The sequence below is a fragment of the Meishania litoralis genome (assembly GCF_042611095.1).
GTDB lineage: Bacteria > Bacteroidota > Bacteroidia > Flavobacteriales > Flavobacteriaceae > Meishania > Meishania litoralis.
Genome location: NZ_JBHFPV010000004.1, coordinates 308,150 through 328,136 on the forward strand (window position 1 = coordinate 308,150; position 19,987 = coordinate 328,136).

At 43.6% G+C, this 19,987-nt stretch carries 14 protein-coding genes, 5 tRNA genes and 1 pseudogene; 19 read left to right on the forward strand and 1 reads right to left on the reverse strand.

Translation table 11 applies throughout. The features are described from left to right. Positions 1-49 precede the first annotated feature (49 nt). From rpsU to ACEZ3G_RS15130, 18 genes are all read left to right on the forward strand, one after another. A complete protein-coding gene (gene rpsU, locus ACEZ3G_RS15045; protein ID WP_432426340.1) occupies positions 50-244 on the forward strand; it encodes a 30S ribosomal protein S21 in 195 nt (64 codons plus the stop codon). Positions 245-345: 101 nt separating this feature from the next. Beyond that, positions 346-1,236, forward strand: coding sequence for a tyrosine-type recombinase/integrase (locus tag ACEZ3G_RS15050; RefSeq protein ID WP_432426341.1), 891 nt, complete (start codon positions 346-348; stop codon positions 1,234-1,236). A 42-nt stretch (positions 1,237-1,278) separates the two neighbouring features. After that, positions 1,279-1,581, forward strand: coding sequence for a ribosome hibernation-promoting factor, HPF/YfiA family (gene hpf / locus ACEZ3G_RS15055; RefSeq protein ID WP_432426342.1), 303 nt, complete (start codon positions 1,279-1,281; stop codon positions 1,579-1,581). A gap of 101 nt (positions 1,582-1,682) precedes the next feature. Continuing rightward, positions 1,683-1,756 (forward strand) — tRNA-Thr (locus ACEZ3G_RS15060). A 34-nt stretch (positions 1,757-1,790) separates the two neighbouring features. Beyond that, positions 1,791-1,872, forward strand: a tRNA-Tyr gene (locus tag ACEZ3G_RS15065). Between the two features lie 124 nt (positions 1,873-1,996). Further along, positions 1,997-2,069: transfer RNA gene (locus ACEZ3G_RS15070), tRNA-Gly, on the forward strand. Between the two features lie 197 nt (positions 2,070-2,266). After that, positions 2,267-2,338: transfer RNA gene (locus tag ACEZ3G_RS15075), tRNA-Thr, on the forward strand. Between the two features lie 57 nt (positions 2,339-2,395). Then, positions 2,396-3,583, forward strand: a complete 1,188-nt coding sequence (tuf, locus tag ACEZ3G_RS15080) for an elongation factor Tu (protein WP_432426343.1) — start codon at positions 2,396-2,398, stop codon at positions 3,581-3,583. A 114-nt stretch (positions 3,584-3,697) separates the two neighbouring features. After that, positions 3,698-3,770: transfer RNA gene (locus ACEZ3G_RS15085), tRNA-Trp, on the forward strand. A 94-nt stretch (positions 3,771-3,864) separates the two neighbouring features. After that, entirely contained in the window at positions 3,865-4,053 is a 189-nt protein-coding gene (gene secE, locus ACEZ3G_RS15090) for a preprotein translocase subunit SecE (protein WP_432426344.1), read from the forward strand. Between the two features lie 10 nt (positions 4,054-4,063). Then, on the forward strand, positions 4,064-4,615 hold the full coding sequence (gene nusG, locus ACEZ3G_RS15095) for a transcription termination/antitermination protein NusG (protein WP_432426345.1): 552 nt from the start codon (positions 4,064-4,066) through the stop codon (positions 4,613-4,615). A gap of 69 nt (positions 4,616-4,684) precedes the next feature. After that, positions 4,685-5,122, forward strand: coding sequence for a 50S ribosomal protein L11 (gene rplK / locus ACEZ3G_RS15100; RefSeq protein WP_432426346.1), 438 nt, complete (start codon positions 4,685-4,687; stop codon positions 5,120-5,122). 20 nt (positions 5,123-5,142) lie between these two features. Next, positions 5,143-5,832, forward strand: coding sequence for a 50S ribosomal protein L1 (gene rplA, locus ACEZ3G_RS15105; protein ID WP_432426347.1), 690 nt, complete (start codon positions 5,143-5,145; stop codon positions 5,830-5,832). Positions 5,833-5,853: 21 nt separating this feature from the next. Next, positions 5,854-6,369: a 50S ribosomal protein L10 gene (gene rplJ, locus ACEZ3G_RS15110; protein ID WP_432426348.1), complete on the forward strand. Its 516-nt coding sequence runs from the start codon at positions 5,854-5,856 to the stop codon at positions 6,367-6,369. Between the two features lie 49 nt (positions 6,370-6,418). Further along, the gene (rplL, locus tag ACEZ3G_RS15115; RefSeq protein WP_432426349.1) at positions 6,419-6,802 is read left to right on the forward strand and encodes a 50S ribosomal protein L7/L12; all 384 of its coding nucleotides are present in this window, start codon (positions 6,419-6,421) and stop codon (positions 6,800-6,802) included. 134 nt (positions 6,803-6,936) lie between these two features. Continuing rightward, entirely contained in the window at positions 6,937-10,746 is a 3,810-nt protein-coding gene (gene rpoB / locus ACEZ3G_RS15120) for a DNA-directed RNA polymerase subunit beta (protein ID WP_432426350.1), read from the forward strand. A 39-nt stretch (positions 10,747-10,785) separates the two neighbouring features. After that, positions 10,786-15,084: a DNA-directed RNA polymerase subunit beta' gene (gene rpoC / locus ACEZ3G_RS15125; RefSeq protein ID WP_432426351.1), complete on the forward strand. Its 4,299-nt coding sequence runs from the start codon at positions 10,786-10,788 to the stop codon at positions 15,082-15,084. 51 nt (positions 15,085-15,135) lie between these two features. Continuing rightward, positions 15,136-15,450 (forward strand): DUF3467 domain-containing protein, encoded by a 315-nt coding sequence (locus ACEZ3G_RS15130; protein ID WP_432426352.1) that lies wholly within the window; start codon positions 15,136-15,138, stop codon positions 15,448-15,450. A gap of 34 nt (positions 15,451-15,484) precedes the next feature. Here the strand turns inward: ACEZ3G_RS15130 and ACEZ3G_RS15135 are convergent, their stop codons facing one another. Continuing rightward, on the reverse strand, positions 15,485-17,074 hold the full coding sequence (locus tag ACEZ3G_RS15135; protein WP_432426353.1) for a peptide chain release factor 3: 1,590 nt from the start codon (positions 17,072-17,074) through the stop codon (positions 15,485-15,487). 556 nt (positions 17,075-17,630) lie between these two features. On the opposite strand from ACEZ3G_RS15135, the pseudogene ACEZ3G_RS15140 reads away from it, so the two are divergent. Continuing rightward, positions 17,631-19,982 (forward strand): annotated as a pseudogene (locus ACEZ3G_RS15140) (T9SS type B sorting domain-containing protein); the annotation flags it as partial. Positions 19,983-19,987: the final 5 nt, after the last annotated feature.

Below are 19,987 nucleotides of genomic sequence, written 5' to 3' on the forward strand. Positions count from 1 at the left end.
ATCGCTGTATATTTGCAGCCCGAATATTAAAGAAAGGAGGTTGTAGCCAATGTTAATAATACCGATTAAAGAAGGAGAGAACATCGATAGAGCTTTGAAACGCTTCAAGCGAAAGTTCGACAAAACAGGTACTATGCGTCAACTGCGTAAGCGGCAAGCGTTCACAAAACCTTCAGTTGAGCGTAGGGCTCAAATTCAAAAGGCGCAGTATATTCAAGGCCTAAGAGACAAAGAAGAAATTTAGTCTAAAGATTACTTTGAATAACATAATATTGAAAATCCCGTCAATTGACGGGATTTTTTTATTTCAGGATATGACGTATCAACTTTTGTAACTTTGTTAATATGTCGATCAACGAGTTCATAGATTATCTATCCCTGGAAAAAAACTATTCCATCCATACCGTTAGCGCCTATAGAAGGGATCTTGAAACATTTTTTGATTTTTGTCTCGAGAACTATGGTATGGATTCGATAGATGAAATGGAATACCCGGTAATCAGAAGTTGGGTGGTCGATTTGGTGAATTCGGGCATTTCAAATCGAACGATTAATCGAAAAATTGCTTCCCTAAAGGCTTACTATCGTTTTTTGCAACGAATTGATAAAATTCAAACGAACCCCTTGGCCAAGCATAAAGCATTGAAGACCCCGAAGAAAGTCGAAGTGCCATTTTCAGAAGATGAAATTTTGCGATTATTGACCCAAAATCCTTTTGAAAATACTTTTGAAGGAAAAAGGGACAGGTTGATCATCGAACTGCTTTACGTTTCGGGTATGAGAAGATCCGAATTGATCGATCTGAAGATAAACAACGTTGATCTTGAAAAGGGTTCATTAAAAGTTTTGGGCAAAAGAAACAAAGAGCGCATATTGCCGTTACTACCTTCGACAAGACCTTTGTTCAAAGACTATTTTGAAGCCAGAAATTCACTGGCCTTCGTTGCCGAAGATTCTTATGTTTTTTTGACCAAGAGCGGCAATAAAATATATGAAACCCTTGTTTATAGAATTATAAATGGGTATTTTAGTAAGGTGTCGTCCAAGACTAAAAAGAGTCCGCACATATTGCGGCACACCTTTGCGACACATATGCTGAACCACGGGGCGGACCTGAATTCGGTGAAAGAATTATTGGGGCATTCTAGTTTGGCATCGACACAAGTCTATACCCACAATAGTATCGCCGAGCTTAAAAAAATACATGCTTCGGCCCACCCGAGAAACAAGAAGTAGGCTAACGTTCTTTTTTCATTGTCTAACATAAACCTTTAACCTATGAAAGTACATGCACAGTCAGTAAATTTCAATGCGGACGGAAAACTTATGGATTTTATACAAAATCGATTGAATAAGATGGAAACTTTTTACGATAAGGTCATAAGTTCAGACGTATATCTTAAAGTTGAAAACACCAGTGCCAAAGAGAACAAGATCGTAGAGATAAAACTTAACGTGCCCAAAGATAATTTTGTGGTAAAAAAACAGTGTAAATCGTTCGAGGAAGCGGTTGACTCAGCATGTAATTCATTAGAACGGAAACTCATTAAACGCAAGGAGAAACTTCGTGTATATGCATGATTAAAATTTTCTGAAATTTATTTTGATTAAACAAATAAATATCTACATTTGCAGTCCGTTAGAAATAGCGGACTTTTTTATGCATAAAAAAGTGTAAAAAGGCCGATGTAGCTCAGCTGGCTAGAGCAGCTGATTTGTAATCAGCAGGTCGTGGGTTCGAGTCCCTCTATCGGCTCAAACATAAGAAAGTTCTTACAAAATAAGTTTGAGGGGAGATACTCAAGCGGCCAACGAGGGCAGACTGTAAATCTGCTGACTATGTCTTCGCAGGTTCGAATCCTGCTCTCCCCACATAAAATATTGGGGCAATCGCGAAGAAGCTGATTTAAAAGGTGGGGGTTAGGTTTGTTTCGTGGGCCCGAATAAACAACGTTTTGGTTAAGGGTTTGGGTCTTTGAAATAATAAAAAATATTTGCGGGAGTAGCTCAGTTGGTAGAGCGTCAGCCTTCCAAGCTGAATGTCGCCGGTTCGAACCCGGTCTCCCGCTCAAGATAAACGTCTAGCTCTTTAGTTTTGGGGTGAGAAGTTTATATCGAGCGAAGTCGAGGAAAACCCGGCTTGCCCGTCCGAGGTGAAACGAAGGTGGGTCTCCCGCTCAAGATTGGCAAATTTGCCATTCCTGCGAAGGCAGGGATCTCTTCCTTAGGGGTAATGTAATAAGGATGAAGATATTAAACACTTTACGCCGACGTAGCTCAGGGGTAGAGCGTTTCCTTGGTAAGGAAGAGGTCACGGGTTCAATTCCCGTCGTTGGCTCAACTTGATTTAATTCGTACACACTAATATAAACAATAAGATTAAAATTAATTACACATGGCAAAGGAAACTTTTGATCGTTCCAAACCGCACTTGAATATAGGTACTATTGGACACGTAGATCACGGTAAAACAACATTGACTGCCGCTATTACAGAGGTATTGTCTAACGCAGGGTTATCTGAAAAGAGAAGCTTCGATTCTATCGACAATGCTCCTGAAGAAAAAGAAAGAGGTATTACTATCAATACATCTCACGTTGAATACCAAACAGCGAACCGCCACTACGCACACGTTGACTGTCCGGGTCACGCCGACTATGTGAAGAACATGGTTACCGGTGCTGCACAAATGGACGGTGCCATTTTGGTGGTAGCTGCTACCGACGGACCAATGCCACAAACCCGTGAGCACATTCTTTTAGGTCGTCAGGTAGGTATTCCGCGCATCGTTGTTTTTATGAACAAGGTTGATATGGTGGATGACGAGGAGCTATTGGAGCTTGTTGAGATGGAAGTTCGTGAATTGCTTTCGTTCTACGAGTACGATGGTGACAATGGCCCTGTTATTTCAGGTTCTGCCCTTGGTGCCTTGAACGGCGAGCAGAAGTGGGTCGATACCGTAATGGAATTGATGGAAGCGGTCGATAATTGGATCGAATTGCCAAAAAGGGATGTCGATAAAGACTTCTTGATGCCCGTAGAAGATGTATTCACAATTACCGGTCGTGGTACTGTTGCTACCGGTCGTATTGAAACAGGTGTTGCGAACACTGGTGATGCAGTCGATATTATCGGAATGGGAGCTGAGAAATTGGGTTCTACCATTACCGGTGTTGAGATGTTCCGCAAGATTTTGGATCGTGGTGAAGCTGGTGATAACGTAGGTATCTTGTTGAGAGGTATTGAAAAACACCAGATAAAAAGAGGTATGGTAATCTGTAAGCCAGGTTCTGTCAAGCCACATGCCAAGTTCGAGGCCGAGGTTTATATCCTTAAAAAAGAAGAAGGCGGTCGTCATACGCCATTCCACAATAACTATCGTCCGCAGTTCTATGTTAGAACTACCGATGTGACAGGTACGATCAACCTTCCTGCCGGAGTTGAAATGGTAATGCCAGGTGATAACCTTACCATTACAGTTGATTTACTTTCTCCAATCGCATTGAGTGTAGGGCTTCGTTTTGCGATTCGTGAAGGTGGTAGAACCGTTGGTGCCGGTCAGGTGACCAAAATCTTAGATTAAGAATCAAGGATAAAAATTTGCATTAAAGGGTGTCCCGTTAAGACGGGATACCTTTCAATGCAATTATAAAGGGTGTGTTCTTCCGATGGTAATCGGGAATAATCATCAAAGAATACGGGTGTAGCTCAGTTGGTAGAGCACTGGTCTCCAAAACCAGGTGTCGGGAGTTCGAGTCTCTCCTCCCGTGCTGAAATTATGGGATTAAAGTTTCATTGAGACGAGAAGTTTGCCCTAAGCGCAGTCGAAGGGAGTTTTCTCTCGAGCCATAGAAAACAAGAATTATGTTGACTTATATAAAAGAATCGATAGAAGAACTAAGAAACAATGTAACGTTGCCATCAAGAGCTGAATCGTCTAATCTTATGGTCATAGTGGCGGTTTTTAGCATTCTCTTCGCCTTGGCGACCTGGGGTGTCGATACGGTTTTTAGTAAGTTGATTAGCTTGTATTTTGACAACGTTTTAAATTAAGCCGAACCCTATGTCTGAAGTATTGGAGAAAAAATGGTATGTGGTTAGAGCTGTCAGTGGCCAAGAGAATAAAATCAAAGGCTACATCGAAAGCGAGGTAGAGCGGCATGGTTTTTCAGATTATTTGGAAGAAGTACTGGTGCCTACCGAAAAGGTGGTGCAAATTCGAAACGGAAAGAAAATAAACAAAGAGAGGGTTTATTTTCCGGGTTACATTATGATCAAGGCCAATTTAGCTGGCGAGATGGTTCATATTATTCGCTCTATTACCAATGTAATTGGGTTTTTAGGAGAAACCAAGGGTGGTGACCCCGTGCCTTTGCGCAAGGCCGAGGTAAACAGAATGCTTGGCAAAGTTGACGAATTGGCGGTTACCACTGATAGTGTGGCCATACCATTCGTTTTTGGCGAAACGGTCAAGGTAATCGATGGACCCTTTAACGGTTTTAACGGTACTGTCGAAAAAATCAATGAAGAAAAGCGTAAGCTTGAGGTAATGGTCAAGATTTTCGGTAGAAAGACACCATTGGAACTTAGCTATATGCAAGTTGAAAAAATATAAAGAGAATTGTTACATAGTTATAAAGTTGTGTTGCTTCCCATGAACACAATTTGAATTTAAATTAATACAATGGCAAAAGAAGTAGGTAAAGTAGTTAAACTACAAGTTAGGGGAGGTGCAGCGAATCCATCGCCACCGGTCGGACCCGCCTTAGGTGCTGCCGGAGTTAACATTATGGAATTCTGCAAGCAGTTCAATGCGCGAACGCAGGACAAACCGGGCAAAGTATTGCCAGTTGTTATCACCGTCTATAAAGACAAGTCTTTCGACTTTGTCGTAAAAACACCGCCAGCGGCAGTTCAATTAATGGAAGCAGCTAAGATTAAAAAAGGATCTGGCGAACCTAACCGAGTAAAATTAGGTAGTGTAACCTGGGATCAAATCAAGGCGATAGCCGAAGATAAAATGGTCGATCTTAATGCATTTACCGTAGAATCGGCAATGAAAATGGTTGCTGGTACGGCACGGTCAATGGGTATGAAGGTAGCGGGTAAAAGACCTTTTTAAATCTTAAAAAAGTAATTTAAATGGCAAAGTTAACTAAGAAGCAAAAAGAGGCACGCGCCAAAATAGAAAAAGATAAACTCTATTCTATCGATGAAGCCTCCGCTTTGATCAAGGACATAACCAACGCTAATTTTGACGCATCAGTGGACTTGGCGGTTCGTTTAGGCGTTGACCCTAGAAAGGCCAATCAAATGGTTCGTGGTGTAGTGACCCTGCCCCATGGTACCGGTAAAGATGTGAAGGTATTGGCCTTGGTTACTCCTGACAAAGAAGCAGAGGCCAAAGAGGCCGGAGCCGATTTCGTTGGATTGGACGAATATCTTGACAAGATAAAAGGAGGTTGGACCGATGTTGATGTAATCATCACCATGCCCAGCGTAATGGGTAAACTGGGTCCGTTAGGCCGTGTTTTGGGTCCTAGGGGGTTAATGCCCAACCCTAAGACGGGTACCGTGACCATGGATGTCGCAAAGGCGGTATCAGACGTCAAGGCAGGTAAGATAGACTTCAAAGTGGATAAGACAGGTATCGTTCATGCCGCTATTGGTAAGGTATCGTTTTCTGCTGATAAAATTTCGGGTAACGCCAAAGAGCTTTTGGATACCCTGAACAAATTGAAGCCAACTGCCGCCAAGGGGGTATATATGAAGAGTATCTTCATGTCAAGTACTATGAGTCCCAGTGTTCAACTAGACCCTAAGACAGTTTAACTGCGGGCAAAAATATTTAACATGACAAGACAAGAAAAAGCAAACGTTATAGAAAATTTGACTACGCAGTTGGCGGATAGCTCTACCATTTATTTGGCTGATATATCAGGTCTGGACGCCGCAACTACCTCTGATTTAAGAAGGGCGTGCTTTAAGGCGAACATTAAGCTGGCCGTAGTCAAAAATACCTTGCTCAAAAAGGCAATGGAAGCCTCGGATAAGGAATTCGGTGAACTTCCCTCTACACTTAAGGGAAATACTTCATTGATGTTCGCCGAAACGGCGAATGCCCCGGCAAAATTGATCAAGACTTTTCGTAAAAAGTCCGATAGGCCTTTCTTGAAGGGTGCATTTATCGAGGAAGCAATATATATAGGCGATGATAATCTGGACGCTCTTGTGAGCATTAAGTCAAAAGAAGAAATGATAGGCGAGATTATAGGATTATTACAATCTCCTGCCAAAAATGTTATTTCCGGACTTAAATCTGGTGGAGGTAAACTTGCCGGAATCCTTAAGACATTGTCCGAAAAATAAGTACGCAACTAGAACAATTATATTTTAAAATTTATTAAACGATAGAAAAATGGCAGATTTAAAAGATTTCGCAGAACAGTTGGTTAATTTGACCGTAAAAGAGGTTAATGAATTGGCTGATATACTTAAAGAAGAATATGGCATTGAGCCGGCTGCAGCTGCAGTTGCCGTTGCCGCCGCTGGCGGTGGTGGAGCCGATGCTGGTGAGGCCGCTGAGGAAAAATCGGAATTCGATGTAATTTTGAAGGCCGCTGGCGCTTCTAAATTGGCGGTGGTCAAATTGGTAAAAGAATTGACCGGACTTGGTTTGAAAGATGCTAAAGACATCGTTGATAGCGCACCAAAAGCAGTGAAAGAAGGTGTAGCTAAAGACGAAGCCGAAGGAATCAAAAAATCATTGGAAGAAGCAGGAGCAGAAGTTGAGCTTAAATAATAGCAACAACGATAGCGTTTTGGTTTAGGTCTTTTTCCGCCTTCGGTGGAGCAAGACCTAAGCCTTTTTATGTATACCGTATATAAAGTTGTATACGGCCCCATTAGTATTCACGATCAAAATACTGTCCATAGATGTTCACAAATCAGACTGAAAGAATAAATTTCGCATCCGCAGAGAATACGCCAGAATATCCCGATTTTTTGGATATTCAGATTAAGTCGTTCCAAGACTTTTTTCAACTTGAGACCAAATCCGACGAACGGGGCGACGAAGGTCTCTATAATACATTTCAGGAGAACTTTCCGATTACCGATACCAGGAATCAGTTCGTATTGGAATTTCTAGACTACTTTATTGATCCTCCGAGATATTCAATACAAGAATGTATCGAGAGGGGATTGACTTATAGCGTTCCCCTAAAAGCTCGTTTGAAATTGTATTGCACCGATGAGGAGCATGAAGATTTTGAGACGATCGTACAAGATGTGTATTTGGGAACTATTCCTTACATGACGCCTAGCGGCACTTTTGTGATCAATGGGGCAGAGCGTGTTGTTGTTTCTCAATTACACCGTTCTCCAGGAGTTTTCTTTGGCCAATCGTTTCATGCCAACGGAACCAAATTGTACTCTGCCAGAGTAATCCCTTTCAAAGGATCTTGGATAGAATTTGCTACCGATATCAATGGCGTAATGTATGCCTATATCGATAGAAAGAAAAAGTTGCCGGTCACAACTTTGTTCAGGGCCATTGGGTTTGAACGCGACAAGGACATTCTGGAGATTTTTGACCTTTCAGAGGAAATCAAGGTGTCAAATGCCGGATTGAAAAAAGTATTGGGCCGAAAATTGGCAGCTCGCGTATTGAACACATGGCACGAGGATTTTGTTGATGAAGATACCGGTGAGGTCGTTTCCATCGAGCGTAACGAAATTGTCTTAGATCGTGATACGGTCTTGGAAAAAGAGCATATCGAACAGATTTTAGAGACTGATGTGAAGACCATTCTTCTTCACAAAGAGAACAATGCCCAGTCTGATTATGCGATTATCCACAATACATTACAGAAAGACCCGACCAACTCTGAAAAGGAAGCGGTAGAACATATATATCGTCAGCTGCGTAATGCCGAGCCGCCCGATGAAGAGACGGCCCGTGGCATCATAGACAAACTGTTCTTTTCCGATCAACGCTACAATCTGGGTGAAGTCGGTCGTTACAGAATGAATAAAAAATTGGGTCTTGATATCGGAATGGACAAACAGGTCTTGACCAAGGAAGATATCATTACCATTATCAAGTATTTGATCGAGTTGATCAACTCTAAAGCAGAGATCGATGATATCGACCACCTTTCGAACCGTCGTGTTAGAACGGTGGGCGAGCAATTGTCCTCGCAGTTCGGTGTGGGTCTTGCCCGTATGGCAAGAACGATCCGTGAGCGTATGAACGTACGTGATAATGAGGTGTTCACTCCGATAGATTTGATCAATGCCAAGACTTTGTCTTCGGTGATCAACTCGTTTTTTGGTACGAACCAGTTATCTCAGTTTATGGATCAAACGAATCCGTTGGCCGAGATTACGCACAAAAGAAGGTTGTCGGCTCTAGGTCCTGGAGGACTGTCACGTGAAAGAGCTGGTTTCGAGGTGCGCGATGTACATTATACACATTACGGAAGATTGTGTCCGATTGAAACGCCTGAAGGACCGAATATCGGTTTGATTTCGTCATTGGCGGTTTTTGCCAAGGTAAATCCGATGGGCTTTTTGGAGACCCCTTACCGAAAGGTCGACAAATCAAAAGTAGATACTTCGGAGTATACCTATTTGAGTGCCGAGGAAGAAGAAGGTATGAAAATAGCACAGGCGAACATACCTTTAAAAGATAATGGTGTAATAGATAGTGAGAAGGTAATTGCCCGTGAAGAAGGCGATTTTCCGGTCGTTAGTCCAGAAGAGATTAACTACACTGATGTGGCACCGAACCAGATTGCGTCGATTTCGGCGTCCTTGATTCCTTTCTTGGAGCATGATGATGCGAACAGGGCGTTGATGGGATCGAACATGATGCGACAAGCAGTACCCCTGTTAAAACCACAATCGCCTATTGTCGGTACCGGATTGGAACGTCAGGTCGCCTCCGATTCAAGGGTCTTGATCAATGCTGAAGGCGATGGAACCATTGAATATGTCGATGCGCAGAAAATCATTATAAAGTACAAAAGAACTGAAGCGGAACGATTGGTAAGTTTCGAAGAAGATTCCAAGACTTACGAACTGGTCAAGTTCAGAAAGACCAACCAAGGTACGAGTATCAACTTGAAACCTATCGTCAAGAAGGGTGACAAAGTGAAAAAAGGCCAAGTACTTTGTGAGGGTTATGCAACGGAAAAAGGCGAATTGGCATTGGGCCGAAACCTTACGGTAGCATTTATGCCGTGGAAAGGCTACAACTTTGAAGATGCCATCGTTATTTCCGAGAAAGTGGTTCGTGAAGATATTTTCACGTCGATACACGTTGATGAATATGCCTTGGAAGTCAGGGATACCAAATTAGGGGCCGAGGAATTGACCCATGATATTCCTAACGTTTCTGAGGAGGCTACAAAAGATTTGGATGAAAACGGAATGATCCGAATCGGTGCCGAGGTAAAACCTGGCGATATCTTGATCGGTAAGATTACGCCGAAAGGAGAATCAGATCCGACGCCGGAAGAAAAATTACTTCGGGCAATTTTTGGAGACAAGGCCGGTGATGTAAAAGATGCTTCTTTAAAAGCTTCCCCGTCCCTACGAGGCGTGGTAATCGACAAGAAATTGTTCTCTCGATCGGTGAAGGATAAGCGCAAGCGTTCCGAAGACAAGGAAGAGTTGAACAAATTGGAATTGGAGTATGAAGTTAAATTCCAAGAATTGAAAGATATTCTTGTCGAAAAATTGTTCACCTTGATCAACGGCAAGACTTCACAGGGCGTATTGAACGATTTGGGAGAAGAAGTACTGCCTAAGGGTAAAAAGTACACCATGAAGATGTTGAATTCGGTGGATGATTTCGCCCACTTGGTCGGCGGAAGTTGGACCACCGATAAATCGACCAATGCTTCGGTAGCCGATCTTTTACATAACTATAAGATCAAGTTGAACGACCTTCAGGGTAACTTGAGAAGGGACAAGTTTACCATTTCCGTGGGAGATGAACTTCCAGCGGGCATCATGAAGTTGGCCAAAGTCTATATTGCTAAAAAGAGAAAATTGAAGGTGGGCGATAAGATGGCAGGGCGTCATGGTAACAAAGGTATCGTGTCAAGAATCGTACGTCAAGAAGACATGCCGTTCTTAGAAGATGGAACACCCGTAGATATCGTATTGAATCCGTTGGGGGTACCTTCGCGAATGAACATCGGTCAGATTTATGAAACTGTTCTAGGATGGGCCGGTCTGAAGTTGGGAAGAAAATTTGCTACGCCGATCTTTGATGGGGCAACTTTAGATCAGATCAATGAATATACTGACGAAGCCGGTATACCAAGATTCGGCCACACCTATCTTTACGATGGCGGAACCGGACAACGCTTCGATCAACCTGCGACCGTGGGAGTAATCTATATGCTCAAATTAGGTCACATGGTCGATGATAAGATGCACGCACGTTCTATAGGGCCGTACTCATTGATTACGCAGCAGCCATTAGGTGGTAAAGCCCAATTCGGTGGCCAGCGTTTCGGGGAAATGGAAGTTTGGGCACTCGAGGCTTATGGTGCCTCGGCCACGTTGCGTGAGATTTTGACGGTCAAATCCGATGATGTAATCGGTAGGGCAAAAACCTATGAGTCTATCGTAAAAGGCGAGACCATGCCTGAACCCGGTTTACCGGAATCTTTCAATGTATTGATGCACGAACTTAAAGGATTAGGTTTGGACATTAGATTGGAAGAATAGTTTAGAACACACACATTATAATTAGGAGGATAGTATATTATGGCTAGAATACACGATAATACACCACAAAAAAGGTTCAACAAGATTTCAATTGGTCTGGCATCTCCAGAAGCAATTTTGGCCGAATCAAGGGGAGAGGTACTGAAACCTGAAACGATAAACTACAGAACGCATAAGCCGGAACGCGATGGTTTGTTCTGTGAGCGTATATTCGGTCCTGTTAAGGATTATGAATGTGCCTGTGGTAAATACAAGCGCATACGTTACCGAGGTATCGTTTGTGACCGCTGTGGGGTCGAAGTAACCGAAAAGAAGGTACGTAGAGACCGGGTAGGGCATATTAACTTGGTGGTTCCCGTTGCGCATATCTGGTATTTCCGTTCGCTGCCCAACAAAATAGGATACCTTTTGGGATTGCCTTCCAAGAAGTTGGATATGATCATCTACTACGAGCGATATGTGGTTATTCAACCCGGTATCGCCACAGGACCTGAAGGTGAGGAAATTCAAAAGTTGGATTTCTTGACAGAGGAGGAGTATTTGAACATTATTGAATCCATTCCTCAAGAAAACCAATATTTGGAAGATTCAGACCCGAACAAGTTCATCGCAAAAATGGGTGCTGAATGTTTGATCGACCTTTTGGCGCGAATCGATTTGAAGGAACTTTCATACGAATTGCGTCATAAGGCGAACACTGAAACTTCGAAGCAAAGAAAGACAGAGGCCTTAAAACGACTTCAAGTGGTCGAGGCTCTTCGCGAATCACAGGACAACCGGGAAAACAGGCCAGAATGGATGATTATGAAGGTGATTCCGGTGATTCCACCAGAACTTCGTCCTTTGGTTCCGTTGGATGGCGGCCGTTTTGCTACTTCCGATTTGAACGATCTTTATAGAAGAGTCATCATTCGTAACAATCGATTGAAGCGATTGGTCGAAATCAAGGCTCCCGAAGTAATTCTTCGAAATGAGAAGCGTATGCTTCAGGAAGCTGTTGATTCATTGTTCGACAATACAAGAAAAGCATCAGCGGTAAAAACAGAATCGAACAGACCATTGAAGTCGCTTTCAGATTCATTGAAAGGCAAACAAGGCCGTTTCCGTCAAAACCTTTTGGGTAAACGTGTAGATTATTCGGCCCGTTCGGTAATCGTCGTCGGACCAGAAATGAAATTGTACGAATGCGGTCTTCCGAAAGATATGGCGGCCGAACTGTACAAGCCTTTTGTCATCCGAAAACTGATAGAAAGAGGTATAGTTAAAACGGTAAAATCGGCTAAAAAGATCATCGATAAAAAAGAGCCTGTAGTATGGGACATTCTTGAAAATGTATTGAAAGGGCATCCTGTACTTTTGAACCGTGCCCCGACTTTGCACCGTTTGGGTATCCAGGCTTTTCAGCCAAAATTGATAGAAGGTAAGGCAATTCGCCTGCACCCATTGGTTTGTACTGCGTTTAATGCAGATTTTGATGGAGACCAAATGGCGGTGCACCTTCCATTGGGCCCTGAAGCGATTTTAGAGGCTCAACTATTGATGTTGGCGTCGCACAACATCTTGAATCCGGCGAACGGCTCTCCTATTACGGTTCCATCTCAAGATATGGTCTTGGGGCTTTACTACATGACAAAAGAAAGAAAGTCAACCCCAGAGGTGCCAATTTTAGGCGAGGGATTGACCTTCTATTCTGCCGAGGAAGTAGAGATTGCCTTCAATGAAGGTAAGGTCAACCTGAATGCCGGCATCAAGGTACGGGCGAAAGATTTTAATGAGGAGGGTGAACTTGTAAACCAGATAATCCCTACAACAGTTGGTAGGGTCTTGTTCAATATGGAAGTGCCTGAACAGGCCGGATACATTAACGAAGTATTGAACAAAAAATCGTTGCGCGATATAATTGGCAAGATTTTGAGCGTTACCGACGTGCCTACTACGGCCGATTTCTTGGATAAGATCAAAACAATGGGCTATGAATTTGCCTTTAAAGGTGGTCTTTCCTTTAGTTTGGGTGATATTATTATACCTCAGGAGAAACATGAGATGATCGCCGATGCCAATGGACAGGTCGATGGTATTATGGCGAACTATAACATGGGTCTGATTACCAATAATGAGCGATACAATCAGGTCATTGATGTTTGGACCTCAACCAATGCCATGTTGACAGAACTTGCAATGAAACGTATTCGTGAAGACCAGCAAGGTTTCAACTCGGTGTATATGATGCTTGACTCTGGCGCAAGGGGTTCAAAAGAACAGATTCGTCAGTTGACCGGTATGCGTGGACTGATGGCAAAACCAAAAAAATCGACAGCAGGAGGTGGCGAGATTATTGAAAACCCGATTCTTTCGAACTTCAAGGAAGGACTTTCGATTTTGGAATATTTCATCTCAACTCACGGTGCGCGTAAAGGTCTCGCAGATACTGCTTTAAAGACGGCAGACGCTGGTTATTTGACACGTCGATTGGTCGATGTTTCCCAAGATGTAATCATCAATATCGAAGATTGTGAAACATTGAGGGGGGTTGAGGTCGAGGCCCTTAAGAAGAATGAGGAAATCGTAGAATCTCTTGGTGAACGTATCTTGGGCCGTGTTTCGTTGCACGACGTCTATAACCCTTTAACGGAGGAGTTATTACTTAGTGCTGGGCAAGAAATTATGGAGTCCGACATTAAGAAAATTGAGGATTCACCGGTAGAAAAGATCGAAGTACGCTCTGCATTGACGTGTGAAGCATCGAAGGGCATTTGTGCAAAGTGTTATGGTCGAAACCTTTCCACCAATAAAATGGTCCAAAGAGGCGAGGCCGTCGGTGTGGTCGCTGCCCAGTCCATTGGTGAGCCAGGTACACAGTTGACATTGCGTACATTCCACGTGGGAGGTATCGCCGGTAACATTTCAGAAGATAATAAGCTGCAAGTTAAATTTGGCGGTGTGGCTGAAATTGAGGATTTACGTACGGTCAAAGGAGAAGATAGCGAAGGTAAAAAGGCCGACATCGTGATTTCTAGAACCTCTGAGCTTAAAATCGTAGATACCAAAACGGGTATTACTTTGAGTACCAATAACATTCCTTACGGGTCCACAATTTATATTAAGAATGGGGCCAAAGTAAGTAAAGGAGATACTATTTGTACATGGGATCCCTATAATGGTGTGATAGTTTCCGAATTCCCGGGTAAAATTGCTTATGAGAATATTGAGCAGGGAGTTACGTATCAAGTGGAAATTGATGAACAGACCGGTTTTCAAGAAAAAGTTATTTCTGAATCGAGAAATAAGAAATTGATTCCGACCTTATTGATCAAGGACTCAAAAGATGAGGTTTTACGATCGTATAACCTTCCAGTCGGTTCACATATAATGGTCGATGATGGCGACGAGATCAAGGAGGGTAAAATTTTGGTAAAAATTCCGCGTAAATCGGCCAAGGCCGGTGATATTACCGGAGGTCTTCCAAGGGTTACCGAATTGTTCGAGGCGAGAAACCCGTCGAACCCTGCAGTAGTTTCGGAAATTGATGGAGTTGTTTCCTTCGGAAAGATCAAAAGGGGTAATCGTGAGATTATCATCGAATCGAAATTGGGCGAGGTCAAAAAATACTTGGTCAAACTATCCAATCAGATATTGGTTCAAGAAAATGACTACGTACGTGCTGGTATGCCATTGTCAGATGGGTCGATTACACCTGAAGATATCTTGGCTATCAAGGGCCCATCAGCGGTTCAACAGTATTTGGTTAACGAAGTACAAGAGGTTTATCGCCTTCAAGGTGTGAAAATAAATGATAAACATTTTGAGGTCGTTGTACGTCAAATGATGCGAAAGGTACGTATTGAAGATCCGGGAGATACGATTTTCTTGGAGAACCAATTGGTGCACAAAGATGATTTCATTGAGGAGAACGATGAAATATTCGGTAAGAAAGTTGTATTGGATGCGGGAGAATCTGAAAATATCAAAGCTGGAATGATTATTACCGCAAGGGAATTGAGGGATGAGAATTCTATCTTGAAGAGGTCCGATAAGGTTTTGGCTACGGCAAGGGATGCGGTGGCCGCCACGGCGACACCTATACTTCAAGGAATTACACGTGCATCGCTACAAACAAAATCGTTTATTTCGGCAGCTTCTTTCCAAGAAACGACCAAAGTATTGAACGAGGCCGCTGTAAGTGGCAAAGTCGATACCTTGGAAGGATTGAAGGAAAATGTAATCGTAGGCCACAAAATACCGGCGGGTACCGGTATGAGGGACTATGAGAACATTATCGTAGGCTCAAAGGAAGAATATGATGAGATCATGGCACGCAAAGAAGCCTTAAAATTCTAAAACCACTAACCCTCGATATTTTTTATCGGGGGTTATTTTTAAGAGATCGGTATGAGTAATAATAAAGAACAGGGCCAAAAACAGATCAATATCGAACTAGATGAGAAAACGGCGGAGGGAATCTATTCTAACCTCGCTATCATCAACCATTCGGTATCTGAATTTGTGGTCGATTTTATAAGCATGATGCCAGGAGCGCCGAAGGCCAAGGTAAAGAGCCGTATTGTACTTACGCCTCAACATGCGAAGAAATTTCTAAAGGCGTTGAACGATAATGTAAGTCGTTTTGAAAAGGCCCATGGTACGATAAAAGATTATGAACAACCGCCCATACCCATCAATTTTGGGCCTACGGGAGAGGCCTAAACCATTTGATTGGTAATTATTGCTGCTAGCATTGCTATTCAAACTCCGAGACCATATGTAGCTTTACCGAAGGATATTTCTGCTGTGTCATCTGTAACGAAAATTGAGAGTCGGCCAAAAACACCAATTGCCCTCTTTTGTCCTTCGCCAAGAACTTTTGTTTGACACGCCTGAATTCTTTGAACTCTTCATTCTTAAGATCGTCAGGGTCGACCCAACAGGCTTTGTAAATTGGAAAATTCTCGTAACTGCATTTGGCCCCGTACTCGTGCTCAAGCCGGTATTGAATGACCTCAAATTGTAAGGCCCCGACAGTACCGATAACTTTTCGGCCGTTCATTTCTAAGGTGAACAATTGGGCGACACCTTCGTCCATCAATTGGTCGATACCCTTATAGAGCTGTTTTGACTTCATGGGATCGGCATTGTTGATGTACCTAAAATGCTCTGGTGAGAAGCTGGGTATTCCCTTGTAGTGCAATATTTCACCTTCGGTCAAGGTGTCGCCTATTTTAAAGTTTCCGGTATCATGTAATCCAACGATATCCCCCGGATAAGAAATATCGACGATTTCCTTTTTTTCCGCAAAAAAAGCATTCGGACTTGAAAACTTCAGTTTTTTATCTTGCCTTACGTGCAGGTAGGGCTTGTTTCGTTCAAAAGTTCCTGAAACAATTTTGACGAATGCCAGTCGATCCCGGTGTTTGGGATCCATATTGGCATGAATTTTAAAGACAAAACCGGTCATTTGTTTTTCATTTGCATTGACAAGACGCTCCTCTGCATTTTTGGCCCGGGGCGAGGGTGCGATATCCACAAAACAGTCTAACAGTTCACGCACACCAAAATTGTTCAGTGCCGAACCGAAGAATACAGGTTGTTGCTCGCTTTTTGAATAAAGTTCTTTGTCAAAAGCAGGGTATACACCCTTTACCAGTTCTAGGTTTTCCCGTAATTGTTCAGCTGCCCCCGAACCGATTATTTTTTCCAGCTCTGAATTCTCAAGATTGTCGAATGCGATGGTTTCCTCTATGTTTTTCTTACTGTCACCACTAAAAAGATTGATGTTCTTTTCGTATATGTTATAGATACCCTTAAAGTCATATCCCATTCCGATCGGAAAGCTGAGCGGAGTGACCGAAAGTCCCAATTTTTGCTCCACTTCGTCCAAGAGATCGAAGGCATCTTTACCCTCTCGGTCCAACTTATTGATGAATACGATAATGGGGATATTTCGCATACGACAGACTTCCACCAATTTTTCTGTCTGTTCCTCGACGCCTTTTGCAACATCGATGACCACGATTACACTATCTACAGCGGTAAGTGTTCGAAAAGTATCTTCGGCAAAGTCTTTGTGCCCGGGGGTATCGAGTATGTTTATTTTTTTATCCTTGTACAGAAAAGCCAATACGGATGTTGCCACTGAAATTCCCCTTTGCCGTTCGATTTCCATAAAATCGCTAGTGGCAGACTTCTTTATCTTATTGTTTTTTACGGCTCCGGCTTCTTGGATCGCCCCACCGAAAAGCAGCAATTTTTCCGTTAAGGTAGTTTTGCCCGCATCAGGGTGCGAGATGATACCAAACGTTCTTCTTCTCTGAATTTCTTCGGTAAAACTCATGTACTGGTTTTGCGCAAAAATAACGCAAATAAAAGATATTCCTAGTGTTCGGTCGATCATTGCTATCGACTCTATACCCCGATGGTTTCTTTTAATTAACTGGTTGGAATAATGGTCTCATATAATCGTTGAACTACCATAATAATCGGTTTTCCGTAGTTTGTAAAAGTCTTTTTATTACAGAAGACCGTATCTAATTAGGGTTTAATTTACACTTTGTCGAATTATATCGTTTTTAAAAGAGAATACCGCGTTTACGGTCGTTTAGCAGTTTGGAGATTGTTTATTTAGGTATATCTTAGCATTGAATCTAGAGTACTCCCAAATACTTACAAAGGCTTCTTCCTACAGGCCATGGTGATTGGTAACCCCATCTGTCTTACTAAAGACGGGTCTAAAATTGCTGACACTTATGGAATTTTATACATCTACTCACTTTGGTTTCAAAAAATTGAAAAAGAGATACTCAGGTAGGCTGTTTTCGATTCTTTTTGTTGCTTTGACTTTTCAGATAAACGCATTTGGTGCGGCCATTGATGATTTATCATTTAATATGCTTGATTCCGACGGAGATGGAATTTTGGATTCGGTCGAGGACGAGAACATTGATGGTGATAATGATCCCAGTACCAATCCTACAGATACTGATGGTGACGCGATTCCCAATTATTTGGACATTGATTCGGATGACGATGGTATTCTTGATAACGTAGAAGCACAGGGTTGGGCCGATTACATTGCTCCTTCAGGTGTAGATGCAAACGGTAATGGGCTTGATGATGCTTATGAATTTCCAAGCGGCAATGGCTTAACACCAATAGATAGTGATGGTGGGGGTATTCCTGATTATTTGGACATTGATTCGGATATCGATGGTATTCGCGATAATATCGAAGGACAGACTTTTATAGGTTATGTCGCGCCATCAGGGCTTGATGCCAATGCCAATGGACTCGATGATGCTTATGAAGGATCTTATGGTTTTGGTATCGACCCGATAAATACAGATAGTGATTTGTATCCTGACTATCGAGATTTCGACTCCGATGGCGATGGTATTAAGGATAAGGTAGAAGCACAAACTTCCGAGGGATATGTCCCTCCAATTGGCGATTCTAATGAAAATGACATTGATGATGCCTATGAAAACGGTCTAAATCCCATTGATACAGATGGTGACTCCGTTCCGGATTATCGGGATTTGGATGCCGATAATGACGGTATCTTGGATAATCTTGAGTCCCAACCCTATGATTCTTACATAGCTCCAACGGGGTCTGATAATGACCAAAACGGCTTGGATGATATTTATGCCGATGGCATAGACCCCATCGACTCTGATGGTGATACAAAACCTGATTTTAGGGATATCGACTCTGAAAATGATGGTATTCCTGATAACATTGAAGCTCAGACCACAACGGGCTATGTTTCTCCAAGCGGAAATGATGATGATGGTGATGGTCTGGATAATGCCTATGAAGGAACAGGGGATCAAGGTCTTACAGTGGTCAACACTGACGGGGCGGACGAGCCCGACTATCTTGACCGGGATACCGACAACGACACGGTCGCCGACAACAACGAGGGGAACGACTTCGACTACGACGGTGTCCCCGACTGGGCCTTCACGGGCACGGATACCGATGGCGACGGACTTGACGACGGCTACGAGGGCAGCGACGTGGACGACGGCTTCGATGTGAACGACGAGATCGACGACCCTGCGACGGACCTTCCCGATACCGATGGTACGGAGGACGTGAACTATAGGGACATCGACGACGACGGCGACGGCATCGACACGCCCGACGAGGACGCCGACGGCGACGGCGACCCGACCAACGACGACACCGACGGTGACGGCACGCCCGACTACCTAGATCCCGATACGGCTCCCGAGACGGACACGGATGGCGACGGGGTACCCGACACGGTGGACCTCGACGATGACAACGACGGGATATTGGATACGACCGAGGACCCCGACCTCGATGGCGACGGGGATCCATTGACGGATCCGTTGGACAGTGACGGCGACGGCTACCCGAACCATCTTGACATCGATTCTGACAACGACGGCATACCTGATAACGTTGAGGCGCAGACCACCGATGGCTACATCGCCCCGAACGATGACGACGAGGCGACCTATGCCGCGAACGACGGGGTAAACTCGGCATATCCCGATGGTCTGGACCCTGTCAACACTGATGGGGCGGACGAGCCCGACTATCTTGACCGGGATACCGACAACGACACGGTCGCCGACAACAACGAGGGGAACGACTTCGACTACGACGGTGTCCCCGACTGGGCCTTCACGGGCACGGATACCGATGGCGACGGACTTGACGACGGCTACGAGGGCAGCGACGTGGACGACGGCTTCGATGTGAACGACGAGATCGACGACCCTGCGACGGACCTTCCCGATACCGATGGTACGGAGGACGTGAACTATAGGGACATCGACGACGACGGCGACGGCATCGACACGCCCGACGAGGACGCCGACGGCGACGGCGACCCGACCAACGACGACACCGACGGTGACGGCACGCCAGATTACCTAGATCCAATCGATGATACGCCAGAAGAATTCGATATTGAAGTAAATCAGATTGTTAGTCCGAATAGCGATGGTAAAAATGACTTTTTATTCATTCGAGGCTTGGAAAAAATTCAAAGTAGTTCATTGAAAATTTTCAACCGTTGGGGAGTTGCCGTATATGAAGGAGAAAATTATAATAATCAGAACAATGTTTTCGATGGCAGATCAAAAGGAAGGTCTACGGTTAACTCAGATGAGTACCTTCCTGCGGGGGTTTATTTTTATATCTTTGAGTACGTTACGGTTGACGGACAAAATGTAACAGACTCTGAATATCTTTATATAAGTAGATAGATAAT